General features: G+C 71.5%; 13 protein-coding genes and 1 pseudogene. 5 read left to right on the forward strand and 9 right to left on the reverse strand.

Annotated features, from left to right (window positions below; genetic code table 11):
- Window positions 1-12: 12 nt before the first annotated feature.
- The 3 genes and pseudogenes from B1L11_RS10215 to B1L11_RS54670 all read right to left on the reverse strand — a co-directional run.
- Window positions 13-804 (reverse strand): helix-turn-helix domain-containing protein, encoded by a 792-nt coding sequence (locus B1L11_RS10215; protein ID WP_079314247.1) that lies wholly within the window; start codon window positions 802-804, stop codon window positions 13-15.
- 77 nt (window positions 805-881) lie between these two features.
- A complete protein-coding gene (locus tag B1L11_RS10220) occupies window positions 882-1,631 on the reverse strand; it encodes an ABC transporter permease (protein ID WP_079314248.1) in 750 nt (249 codons plus the stop codon).
- An 89-nt stretch (window positions 1,632-1,720) separates the two neighbouring features.
- Window positions 1,721-2,565 (reverse strand): annotated as a pseudogene (locus B1L11_RS54670) (ABC transporter ATP-binding protein); the annotation flags it as partial.
- 133 nt (window positions 2,566-2,698) lie between these two features.
- Between B1L11_RS54670 and B1L11_RS10230 the strand changes: the two are divergent.
- The 3 genes from B1L11_RS10230 (at window position 2,699) to dnaN (ending at window position 5,993) form a co-directional block, all read left to right on the forward strand.
- Complete coding sequence (locus B1L11_RS10230; protein ID WP_079314249.1) at window positions 2,699-4,195, forward strand: sensor histidine kinase; 1,497 nt, start codon at window positions 2,699-2,701, stop codon at window positions 4,193-4,195.
- Window positions 4,186-4,833: a response regulator transcription factor gene (locus B1L11_RS10235; protein ID WP_079314250.1), complete on the forward strand. Its 648-nt coding sequence runs from the start codon at window positions 4,186-4,188 to the stop codon at window positions 4,831-4,833. Before B1L11_RS10230 ends, B1L11_RS10235 begins: the two co-directional genes overlap by 10 nt.
- A 68-nt stretch (window positions 4,834-4,901) precedes the next feature.
- On the forward strand, window positions 4,902-5,993 hold the full coding sequence (gene dnaN / locus B1L11_RS10240; RefSeq protein ID WP_079314251.1) for a DNA polymerase III subunit beta: 1,092 nt from the start codon (window positions 4,902-4,904) through the stop codon (window positions 5,991-5,993).
- A 99-nt stretch (window positions 5,994-6,092) separates the two neighbouring features.
- On the opposite strand, the gene B1L11_RS10245 is transcribed toward dnaN, so the two are convergent.
- The 6 genes from B1L11_RS10245 to upp form a co-directional block, all read right to left on the reverse strand.
- Window positions 6,093-6,782 carry a FadR/GntR family transcriptional regulator gene (locus tag B1L11_RS10245; RefSeq protein WP_079314252.1) on the reverse strand — a complete coding sequence of 230 codons (690 nt, stop codon included), beginning with the start codon at window positions 6,780-6,782 and terminating at the stop codon, window positions 6,093-6,095.
- Window positions 6,783-6,879: 97 nt separating this feature from the next.
- Complete coding sequence (locus B1L11_RS10250) at window positions 6,880-8,202, reverse strand: helix-turn-helix transcriptional regulator (RefSeq protein WP_079314253.1); 1,323 nt, start codon at window positions 8,200-8,202, stop codon at window positions 6,880-6,882.
- 138 nt (window positions 8,203-8,340) lie between these two features.
- The gene (locus B1L11_RS10255) at window positions 8,341-8,871 is read right to left on the reverse strand and encodes a PH domain-containing protein (RefSeq protein ID WP_079314254.1); all 531 of its coding nucleotides are present in this window, start codon (window positions 8,869-8,871) and stop codon (window positions 8,341-8,343) included.
- Window positions 8,868-9,044: a hypothetical protein gene (locus tag B1L11_RS46680; protein ID WP_179155058.1), complete on the reverse strand. Its 177-nt coding sequence runs from the start codon at window positions 9,042-9,044 to the stop codon at window positions 8,868-8,870. Before B1L11_RS46680 ends, B1L11_RS10255 begins: the two co-directional genes overlap by 4 nt.
- Before the next feature lie 73 nt (window positions 9,045-9,117).
- Complete coding sequence (locus B1L11_RS10260; protein WP_079314255.1) at window positions 9,118-9,336, reverse strand: hypothetical protein; 219 nt, start codon at window positions 9,334-9,336, stop codon at window positions 9,118-9,120.
- 159 nt (window positions 9,337-9,495) lie between these two features.
- On the reverse strand, window positions 9,496-10,134 hold the full coding sequence (gene upp / locus B1L11_RS10265; protein WP_079314256.1) for a uracil phosphoribosyltransferase: 639 nt from the start codon (window positions 10,132-10,134) through the stop codon (window positions 9,496-9,498).
- 138 nt (window positions 10,135-10,272) lie between these two features.
- Between upp and B1L11_RS10270 the strand changes: the two genes are divergently transcribed.
- Both B1L11_RS10270 and B1L11_RS10275 read left to right on the forward strand, forming a co-directional pair.
- Window positions 10,273-10,761 (forward strand): tRNA adenosine deaminase-associated protein, encoded by a 489-nt coding sequence (locus B1L11_RS10270; RefSeq protein ID WP_030508646.1) that lies wholly within the window; start codon window positions 10,273-10,275, stop codon window positions 10,759-10,761.
- A 15-nt stretch (window positions 10,762-10,776) separates the two neighbouring features.
- A complete protein-coding gene (locus B1L11_RS10275; RefSeq protein WP_079314257.1) occupies window positions 10,777-11,259 on the forward strand; it encodes a tRNA adenosine deaminase-associated protein in 483 nt (160 codons plus the stop codon).
- Window positions 11,260-11,428: the final 169 nt, after the last annotated feature.

Below are 11,428 nucleotides of genomic sequence, written 5' to 3' on the forward strand. Positions count from 1 at the left end.
GACGCCAGATGATCACGAAGAGGTGTCGCGCAGGAAAGCCGCCGTCGCGGGATCGGCCGGGTAGAACGACTCGATGGCCAGCTCGGAGACCGTGATGTCGAGCGGAGTGCCGAAGGTCGCCACGATGCTGAAGAACGACAGCTCCCGCCCGGCCCGCCGCACCCGGAGCGGCACGAGGATGTCCCCGGGGCCGGGCAGCTCCACCTCCGGCTCCGGCTGGTCGCAGGGGTAGTCGCGCAGCTCGGCGTACAGCTCGGTGAGCCGCGGGTCGGCGGTGAGCGTGATCTGCCGGCGCAGCCGTCCGAGCAGGTGCGCCCGCCACTCGCCCAGGTTCAGGATGTGCGGGGCGAGCCCTTCCGGGTGCAGGCTCGCCCGCAGCACGTTGCTCAGCAGGTCGGGGTCCACGCCCTCGGCCAGCAGCGCGATGCCCTCGTTCGCGTCGACGAGCTCCCAGGTGCGGTCCACCACCACGGCCGGGTAGGGGTCGTGGGCCGACAGCAGCCGCCGGATCGCCTCGCACACCGCCGCCATCCCCGGTGAGTCGAGCGGCGACTCGGTGTAGACGGGGGCATATCCGGCGGCCAGCAGCAGGTGGTTGCGCTCGCGGAGCGGAAGGTCCAGGTGCTCGGAGAGATGGAGCACCATGTCGCGGCTCGGCGTGGCCCGGCCGGTCTCCAGGAAGCTGATGTGCCGGGTGGAGATCTCGGCCTGGTTGGACAGATCGAGCTGGCTCAGCCGCCGGTGCTCGCGCCACTGGCGCAGGAGCTCCCCGAACGGCCGCTGGTGAAGCGTGGCAACGGTCACGCAAAGGACGCTATCCGGTCGCCGATCGGCCCGGCGATTACCCCTGGGGTAGGCGCCGGGCGCCCGGGCGGCATCGACTACTCCCAGCGGAACAGCCGGGCCGCGGCGAGACCGGCGGCCAGCGCCCAGCCCGCCAGTACGGCGAGGTGGAGCGGCTGGGGGACATGCCCGCCCAGGGCGTCCATCAGCCCCTGCCCGAAGGCGCCCGTGGGCGTGAAGTCGCTGATGCGGCGCAGGATTTCGGGCATGAGCGGCCGGGGCAGCCACATCCCGGCGAGGAACAGCAGGGGGAACATGAGGGCGGAGCCCACTCCCTGGGCGACCCGGGAGTTCGGCGTCACGGCGGCCAGCAGCAGGCCGATGGTGAGCATGGTGAGCGTGCCGAGGACGAAGATCGCCACGAACGCCCAGGGCGAGCCGGGCAGCGGCACCCCCAGGATCAGGTGACCCAGCGCCAGCGTCAGCGTGGTGGCGACCACGGACACGACCACGTTGATCAGCAGTTGGGCCGCCAGCAGCGCGCCGGGACGCACCGGCGTGGTGGACAGCCGCCGCAGCACGCCGCGTTCCCGGTAGATCACCAGGGTACCCGGCAGCACGCTCAGCCCGAGCGTCACGATCGACAGCAGCACCATCATCGCGGTGAAGGGCGCGTCCACGAACCGCTGGCCGCCCAGCGACGGATCCGCGTCGCGGAAGCCGGGGATCGTCGCGCCGAGCCCCAGCAGCAATCCCACCGGCAGCACGATCGCGAAGAACACCGCCATCGGCTCGCGGAGGAAGAGCCGGGCCTCCACGGTCGTGAGTCTCGTCAGGGCTCTGGTCATGACTTCTCCTGGCTGCCGGTGAGCGGCCCGGTGACGGGCTCGGTGGTGGGCTCGGTGGTGGGCTCGGTGGTGGGCTCGGTGGTGGGCTCGGTGAGGGTGAGGAACGCGTCGTCGAGGGTGGTGCGCTCCATGCGCAGGCCACGGGTGCGGGACGGGGGAGCACGGCGGCGACGGCGCTCAGCAGGTCGCCGGTGCCGGTGACGGTGACCTCCGCGCCGTTCCTGGCGACGGACGCCACCTCGGGCAGCGCCCGCAGGCCGTCGACGGGCTCGTCGGTCTCGAAGACCAGGCGCTGCTCGCCGCCGGCGCGGGCGACCAGCCCGGCGGGGGTGTCCACCGCCCGCACGCGCCCCCGGGAGATGACCGCGACCCGGTCGCACAGGCGCTCCACCTCCTCCATGAAGTGGGTCACGAGCAGGACGGTCACGCCGCGCTCCCTGACCCTGGCGACCAGGTCCCACGTCTCGCGGCGGGCTCGCGGGTCGAGGCCGGTGGTGAGCTCGTCGAGTATCGCGACGCGGGGGCTTCCGACCAGCGCGAGCGCGACCGACAGCCGCTGGCGCTGCCCGCCGGACAGCTTGCCGAAGGGCGCGCGGAGGTCGAGCCCGGCCTCCTCGGCCAGGGCCCGCCAGTCGGCCGGGCGGGAGTAGAACGAGGCGTAGAGCGCCAGCGCCTCCCCGACCCGGATCTTGTCGGGCAGCGAGCACTCCTGGAGCTGCACGCCGACCTGTTCCTTCAGGTCCGCGTCCACGGTGACGGTGCCCGCGGTGGGCGTGCGCAGCCCGGCGACGCACTCGACCGTCGTCGTCTTGCCCGCCCCGTTGCGGCCCACGATGCCGAAGACCTCGCCCTCCTCCACGGAGAACGACACGTCCTCGACCGCCACCCGCGTTCCGTACGTCTTGCGGAGGTGGTCCACGGTGATGATTGCCATGCCGACGACGTTAGGAACCGGGCGGGCGGCCCGGAATGCGGCTGCGGACCCGGTGGGGGGTGCACTTTTCTCCACCCCCATCGGGCGGCTCGGGCCACTGTGCCGGCCCGGCGGCAGCCCCCAGACTGAAGGCATGACCTCAGCTCGCTCGGCCCTCACCGCCCTGGCACGGAGCACCGCCCTCGCCGGGCTCGCTCTGGCGGGCCTGGCCGCCGGCCTGACGATGCTGGCGGCGGTGCTGCTCACCTTCGCGGTCGGCCTGGTGATCGTCTTTCCCCCGGCCGTACGGCTCGCGCGGGCCGTGACCCGGCTGCAACGCCGGCTGGCGGCGCGCTGGTCGGGCATATCGATCGACGAGCCGTACCGGCCCGAGCCGCCCCCGCCGTTACCGCAGCACGACGGGTGGTATCGCGACGGCCGCACGCTGTACAAGCGGCCGACGATCCCGGCCTTCAACCTGCGGTGGCACTGGATGACGAAGGACCCCGCCACCTGGCGCGACTTCGCCTACCTGCTCGCCGCGCCGTTGACTAGCGGGCTCGTGGCCGCCGCTCCGCTGCTCGCGACCGCGTACGGCCTCGTCCGCGTGGCGGGCGGAGACCCCCTGGGCCTGGTCTGGGTCCTGCTCGCGGTGATCGTCGTGCCCTGGTACGCGCCGTGGGCCGTGCGCCTGCACGGCCAGGTCGCCGCCGCGCTGCTGGGGCCCACCGAGAAGGCCAGGCTGGCCCAGCGGGTCAGCCGCCTGGACGCCGCCCGCACCGAGGCCGTCGACTCGCAGGCGGCGGAGCTGCGCCGGATCGAGCGCGACCTGCACGACGGCGCCCAGGCCCGCCTGGTGGCGATCGGCATGACCATCGGCGCGGCCGAGCAACTGCTGGAAAGCGACCCGCAGGCGGCCCGGGCGCTGCTCGGCAAGGCGAGGGAGGCCTCGGCGACCGCGCTGCAGGAGATCCGGCGGCTGGTGCGCGGCATCCATCCCCCGGTGCTGGCCGAGCGCGGCCTCGGCGACGCCGTACGCGCTCTCGCCCTGGACAGCCCGCTGCGCACCCACGTCACGGTCGACCTGCCCGAGCGCGCCTCCGCGCCGCTGGAGTCTGCGGCCTACTTCGCGGTGAGCGAGCTGCTGGCCAACGCCGCCAGGCACGGCGACGCGACCGAGGCGTGGGTGGACGTGAGCGCGCAGGGCCCGGCGCTGCGCGTGACCGTGACCGACGACGGCCACGGCGGCGCGGACCCCGAGCAGGGCACCGGCCTGCGCGGCATCGAGCGCAGGCTCGGGGCGTTCGACGGCGTCCTCGCGGTGAGCAGCCCGGTGGGCGGCCCGACCACGGCCTTCATCGAGCTGCCCCGGGCGTTCGGGGTGCGGACGGCGCCGATGACCCCGTGGCGCTACTTCGGCCGCCTCTGCTGGGGGCTGTGGCCGATCGCGCTGTTCCCGCAGGGGCTGGTCGCGATGGTGCTGAAGCTCGTGGGATCGCCGGTGAAGTCCTGGTTCCTCGGCCTGCACGTGCCCGAGCCCTTCCAGTGGCCGGTCATCGTGGGCATGATTCTGCTCGGCGGCGGCCTGCTGGCCGTCGCGCTGGCGACGACGGCGCGGACCAGGGAAGCGGAGGGCGGCGCGTGCGGGTAGTGCTGGCCGAGGACCTGCACCTGCTGCGGGAGGGCCTGGTCGCCCTGCTGCGCGCGCACGGCTTCGAGGTGGTCGCGGCGGTCGAGTCCGGCCCGGAGCTGCTCGCCGCCCTGGTCGGCGAGCGTCCCGACGTGGCCGTCGTGGACGTGCGGCTCCCGCCGACCTTCACCGACGAGGGGCTGCAGGCCGCCCTGGCCGCGCGGCGACAGGTGCCCGGCCTGCCGGTCCTCGTGCTCTCCCAGCACGTCGAGCAGCTGTACGCCAGGGAGTTGCTGGCCGACGGGTCCGGCGGCGTCGGCTACCTGCTGAAGGACCGGGTGTTCAACGGCGAGCAGTTCGTCGACGCCGTACGCAGGGTCGCGGCCGGAGGGACGGCCATGGACCCCGAGGTGATCGCCCGGCTCCTGGCGAGCAACGCGCGCAACGAACCGCTCGGCCGGCTCACTCCCCGGGAGCGGGAGGTGCTGGAACTGATGGCCGAGGGCAGGTCGAACGCCGCGATCGGGCAGCGGCTGTTCCTCAGCGACAGCGCGGTGGGCAAGCACACGGCGAGCATCTTCACCAAGCTCGGCCTGGCGCCCTCCGACGACGACAACCGCCGCGTCCTCGCCGTGCTCGCCTTCCTGAACAGCAAGTAGAACCGGCCGGATTGTCGGTGCCGGCCGCTACTTTTGAGGTCGAGTCGTGGCGCAGGCAGGAGGTCGGGATGAAATTCCAGGTTAACCGCGACGTTCTGGCCGACGCGGTGGCGTGGGCCGCCCGGGTGTTGCCCGCCCGGCCCGCCGTGCCCGTTCTCGCGGGCCTGCTGCTGGAGGCGGGCGACGATCTGCGGGTGTCCGCCTTCGACTACGACGTTTCGGCCCGTGCCGACGTCGAAGCCGACGTCGCCGAGCCGGGGCGGGTGCTGATCCCGGGGAAGGTCCTGGCCGAGATCACCCGGAGCCTGCCCGCCCGGCCCGTCGAGATCGTCAGAAGCGGGTCGGAGGCGGTGCTCACCTGTGGCAGCGCGGAGTTCGGGCTGATCACGATGCCGGACGAGGACTTCCCCGCGATGCCGCCGATGCCGCAGAAGGTCGGCGCCGTGGGCGGCGGCGCCTTCGCCACCGCGGTCGGGCAGGTGGCCGCCGCCGCGAGCCGCGACGACACGCTGCCCATGCTGACGGGCATCCGTGTGGACATCGAGGGCGTGCGGGTGTCGATGGCCGCCACCGACCGCTACCGCATCGCCGCGAGCGAGTTCCTGTGGCATCCGGAGCGGCAGGACGCGCGGCACGGCGTGGTCGTGCCGGCGCGGGTGCTGGTCGAGGTGGCCCGATCGCTGCGCGGCGGCGAGGTGGCGATCGGCCTGGGCGACAACGTGGCGGGTTTCGAGAGTCAGGGGCGCACGACCACCGTGCGCCTGCTGGACGACCAGTTCATCGACTACCGGTCCCGGCTGACCGCGGAGTGGACGATCCACGCCGACGTGGAGGTGGGGCCGTTCGTGGAGGCCGTCAAGCGCGTCGTGCTGGTCGCCGAGCGCAACGCCGCGGTCCGGCTGTCGTTCTCCCAGGGACAGGTGCTGATCCAGGCCGGGGGCGGTGACATCGGCAGGGGCGCGGAGGTCGTCGACGCCGAGCTGGAGGGTCCGGACATCCAGATCGCCTTCCAGCCCCACTTCCTGCTCGACGGGCTGGCGGGCGTCGGGACCGAGCGAGCGCGCATCCACATGGATTCGCCGACCCGTCCCGCGCTGATCACCGACGAGGGCGAGGACCCCGGCTTCCGCTATCTCGTCATGTCCCTGCGGCTCGGCTGAGCCCTCCTCGCGTCTGACTGTGCTCGCCTGCTTGTGCTCGCGCCTGACTGTGCTCGCGCCCGCGGGTGCCGTTCGAGACGGACCCGCCGGGCGGGGGGCTCAGGAGGTGAGGGTGGCCGAGTCGGTGAGGGCGATGAGGATGTGCTCCATGCACGCGTGACCGGCCCGCTCTGCCGCGGTGGCGTCGCCGGCGGCGATCGCGCGCACGATCGCGTCGTGGGGGATGTAGTTCTGCTCCAGGGAGCCGCCGGCCGCCGCGATGCTCGCCCGCAGTGCCGCGGAGAAGTCGACGTAGAGGTCGATCAGCACCCGGTTGTGCGTGGCCTCGACGACCGCCACGTGGAAGGCGAGGTCGGCCTCGACGAACGCGTCGGGATCGCCGTCCGACCATGCCTTCTCGCGCTCGGCCAGCGCGGCCTCGATGGACGCGACGTCCTCGTCGGTCCGCCGCGTCGCGGCGAGCCGGGCCGCCTCGACCTCGAGGGCGCGCCGGACCTCCAGGATCTCCAGCTGCTCGGCCGCGCGCAGTCGCCTGGCCATCGCACCCGACAGTTCGCTGGTGGCCCGCACGTACGTGCCGTCGCCCTGGCGGCACTCCAGAAGTCCGGCGTGGGTCAGCGCGCGGACCGCCTCACGGACGGTGTTCCTGCCGACTCCGAGGTGCTCGGCGAGCACGGTCTCGGTGGGAATCTTGGCATTCATCTGCCAGGAACCGGAGGTGATCTGCTCCTTGAGCTGGTCGATCACCTGGTCCACGAGAGACGCCCGCTGCGCCGTCCGCAGGCTCACGTCAGCCTCCTTTGGGTTGCCAATCATCCGATGATGGAATGAGTGGTAGACCCTCATTATTCCAGAGCCTCCAGAACAAGTCCGGAGCCCCAGGAGGCTATCGAGCGAGCACCGTAGTGGTCATGGAGCCCGGTATGTTCACGCGGATTCCGACCGCTTCCAGGGCTCTACGATATGCCCCTGTCTGCCGGTCGAGGGCACCGGCCTGGCCCCACAGGTCGCCGAGCATGCGCCAGGCCCGGGCGGTCTCCCGGTCGTGCGCCTCGCCGTCCAGCAGGTCGTGGGCTCGGTCCAGCGCGGGAACCGGATCTTCGGACCGTGCCAACGCGATCTCGGCGAGAACCATGTTCGCGCTCGCCGCGGTGGTCCCCTTGGCACCGTCCAACAGATCCAGTGCCTGACCGGCGAGTTCGGCTGCGGATTCCGCGTCTCCGGTCCGGAACCGTACGAAACTCAGCACCACGAGGCTCCGCGCGTGCTCCTGCCGTTCGGACGGGAAGCCCGCGAAGACGTCCGCCGCGGACTTCGCGAGGTCGTTGGCTCGGTCCAAATCGGCGCCTTCGGGATCCGCCGCGGTGATACGAGCCCAGTGCATCGCGATGCGGGCGCGCCGTACGGCGATCCGGGCCGGACGGCCCGCCGCGAGGGCGTCCTCGGCGAGCTGCACGGCCAGGGCCGAGTCCTCGCCTTCGGCCGCCGTGACGCTGGCCTGCCACAGCGCGAGGATCTCCGCGCTGCGGTCGCTCGCGCGCGCCGGGCCCGCGGTCGACAGCACCCGCTCGACGTACGGCAGGCCGGTCTCGGCCTCCACCAGCGCCAGCGCCAGCTCGATGGCCAGCTCGCCCTCGATCACGCCGAGCCGGTCGATCTGGCCGAGCGCGTTGGCGCCGAGGTCGCGCGCCCGCAGGCGGTCGCCGGCCCGCTGGTAGCAACGGCACAGCGCGACCGTCAGCGGCAGGTCGGCGAGGCGCTCGGGGTGCGCGGCGGCCTCGCGGCGCAGCCGCTCGTACGCCTCGACGGCCCGGCCGACGCGACCCTGGGCCTCCAGCGCCCGCGCCACACCGAGCCGCGCGTGGGCGGCCAGCATCGCGTTGTCCTCACCCGCCGCCTTGACGATCTCGCCGAAGCGGTCGGCCGCCACGGCGGGATCGCCGTGATACAGCTCGAGCTCGGCATGTCGGAGGCCGAGCTCGGTGTCGATGCGCTGCCGGGGTTCTATCCCGTGGAGCAGGAACTCGGTGGTGCAACCGAGCCGCTCGGCGAGCAGCCGGGCGACGACCGGTGTGGGCGTCCGCTTTCCGGACTCAATCAGTGAGACGTAACTGTCGGACAGGTCGGGTCCGGCCAACTGGGCCTGTGACATGCGCCTGCTCAACCGCAATCCGCGGACGCGGTCGCCGATGGTTCCCTGACTCGGCATCTGGTCTCTCAGGGCGGGGGAAGGGTCAATAGTGTCGCCATAATGGCACGAAGCGACCGAATCGTGTAACCCTCCGTCAAGAATCACGACGATGAAGGTTCGATCACGGTGTCGAGATAACGGACGGGCCGCCGTCGGTCAGTCGTCGTCCCCGTCCTTGCTGGGGAAGATCATCTGGCAGACCTCGAGGTACAAGGTCTCCGGATAGGGGATGTGGGGGACGGTACGCAGGGCCTGATCCTGGCCGGCCGACTCCATCACGAACTCGCCATAGCCGAGCATGCGGCCAAGGAGCGAGCGCTGGAAGCTCATGTCGGTGACCTTGCTCAGGGGCATCATCGCGACCTTGCGCGTGATGAGGCCCGTCGTGAGAAGCATGCGCTGGGAGGTGACGACGAAGTAGTCGACCGACCACTCCGCGACCTTCCAGACGAATCGAACAAGCAGGAGGAGCCAGGCCCACCAGACGAGGGCGAGGGCCTGGCTCGCACCGTTGTCGCTCAGGAACTTGCTGAGGACTCCGGCGAGGATGAGCCCACCGAAGATCTCGGCGACCGGGCGCAGGAGAACGGCGGGATGGCGCCGGACCATGATGACTTGGTGTTCGTGGGGGAGGAGGTAACGGTTGACCGACGACGGGGCCGAATCCCCGTGGGTCACAAGTCTCATGTCAGGGTGGCGAAGAACTGCGCCATCGAGTCGGCCGCGCTGACGATGCCGTTGAAGGCCCCGTGAACCGTGTGGGCCGCGTCAGTCGGTCTCGTGAGCAGATAGAAACCCGCCGACACGATGAGCGTCCACTTGATGACTTTCTTCGCCTGCACCGCCGTCACCACTCCCATGACCAATACATTACCCAGACGCCCCGTTTGGTAAAGCGGCGAACCGCCAACGGGTTTCGTGATCGCGACGGCGTCAGCCCCGCTCCGCCGCGGCGGTCGCTAGGACCCGCAGGTGCTTGCGTGCGATGCGCTCGACCAGTGCGGGGTGCGCGTGTCCGGTGACCTCGATGGCGCCGTGGTGGGCGGCCTGAACGCACCGGGTCACCGTCGCGGGAGGATGCACCCCCGCGAACTCGTCCCTGAGCAGGGCCTCGAGCTGTTCGTAGTGCTCGCCGGCCGGATGCTGGATCATCGCTCTCCCTGGTGGCGCGCCGCTCGCGAGAGCGCGAGGTGACGTCGTCATCACAGTGCGTACCCTATCGGGCGCGCAGTGTAACCAGAGGTGAGATGGGGACGGACCACGCGGAGAGGAAGGGAAATCAGACCCCGGGGAATCAGACCCCGGGGGAAATCAGACCACGCCGTACAGGCGGTCGCCGGCGTCGCCGAGGCCGGGCACGATGTAGCCGTTCTCGTTCAGCCGTTCGTCGAGGGCGGCCGTCACCACCCGGATCGGCCGGTCGCCGCCGCGGAACGCCTCGTCCAGGTACGCGATGCCCTCCGGGGCGGCCAGCAGGCAGATCGCGGTGACGTCCCGGGCGCCGCGGTCGAACAGGAAGTGGATCGCCGCGGCGAGGGTCCCGCCCGTCGCGAGCATCGGGTCGAGCACGTAGCACTGCCGGCCGGACAGGTCCTCGGGCAGCCGCGTCGCGTAGGTCTGGGCCTTGAGCGTGGACTCGTCGCGGATCATCCCGAGGAAGCCCACCTCTGCGGTCGGCAGGAGCCGGGTCATCCCGTCGAGCATGCCCAGCCCCGCGCGCAGGATCGGCACCACGAGCGGCGCGGGGCGCGCCAGCCGTACGCCGTGGGTGGGGGCGAGCGGTGTGTCGACCGTCACGTCGGTGACCCGGACGTCCCTGGTGGCCTCGTAGGCGAGCAGCGTGACCAGCTCGTCGGCCAGGCGGCGGAACGTCGGCGAGTCGGTCCGCACGTCGCGGAGAGTGGTGAGCTTGTGGGCGACGAGCGGGTGGTCGACGACGAGGGTCTCCATGGGTAGAGAAGTTACCGTCTCCTGGGCAAACCCTCGACGTCGGCTGAGTCTTTGATCACGATTTGGAGTGAGAGCCGTACGGTACGCCTCCGATTCTGCGACCATTGCCTGCGTGAAGAGCGTGCGGTGGGGAAGACGATGACAGACGTGGACACTCTTGACTTCGCCATCGTCGTCTATCGCGAGGAGGACCGCTGGGAGGCGGAGATGCTCCCGGTGGCGCTGACCTCCGATCTGGACGGACTCATTCACGCCCTTCGCCAGACCCCCAGCATGGGAACCACGATTGGCATGGTCGCCGTAGGGGATGACTTCTTCGTGGCGTTACGGGTCTTCGGCGAGCAGGTGGACGTCTTCCTCTCGGACATCACGGCCGCCTGGGAGTGGCCGCTGGCGCAGCAGGTCCTCGAATACCTCGACGTGCCCGTGCCGGAGGAGGAGGAGCTCGACAGCGTGCTTCCCGCCGGGGACCTGTCCATCTTCGCCGACCTCGGGCTCGACGAGATGGAGCTGGGCGCGCTGTCCGGCGACCTCGACCTGCTGCCTGACGAGGTCCTGTCCAGCATCGCCGCGCGGCTGGGCTTCTCCCAGCCATTCGAACGCGCCGTCGACGCCGCCATCGGCTGACCTGGGGAGACGGCAATGCCCTCCAGATCCAACCTTTTCTCCGCCGGTTTCGCCCGCATCGACGGCCGCTGGGCCGGCGCCGAGGTCGACCTCGGCGAGGCCGAGATCGCCGACGACCTGAGCGACGCCCTGCAGGAGGCCCTCGGGCTCAGCGGCGACGAGCTCGCGCTGCTGTGCGTCGAGGTCGAGGACGAGTGGTTCGCGATCGTCCGCTATCAGGACGACCTCGACCCCCGCGTGTTCATCTCCGACGCGCACGCCGTGCAGAACGACCCCCTTGGCGAGATCTTCGCCGAGCTGGCCGGCGTCGTGGTGGACAAGGACGCGCCCGACCTCGGCATCCGTCCGGTCGGCGACCTGGAGCTGCTCGGCGACTTCTCGCTGAGCGCGGAGGAGCTCGTGGAGCTCAGCATGGAGGAGGGCGTGCTGCCCGCCGACATCCTCTCCCTCATCGCCGAACGGCTCGGCTTCGCCGACGAGCTCGACCGCCTGCGGTGACCGGCTCGCCGCCGGACACGTACGAGGCCGCCATGCGGCTGGCGCTGGCGGAGGCCGTACGGGCGGGCGGGCGCGGCGAGGTGCCGGTCGGCGCCGTCGTGCTCGGCCGCCGCGGCCGGGCTCGGTGGCGCCGGGAGAGGTGCTTGCCGCGGCGGGCAACGACCGCGAG

Origin of the sequence: Microbispora sp. GKU 823, assembly GCF_002027145.1 — a bacterium.
In the GTDB taxonomy this organism is placed as follows: Bacteria; Actinomycetota; Actinomycetes; order Streptosporangiales; family Streptosporangiaceae; genus Microbispora; species Microbispora siamensis.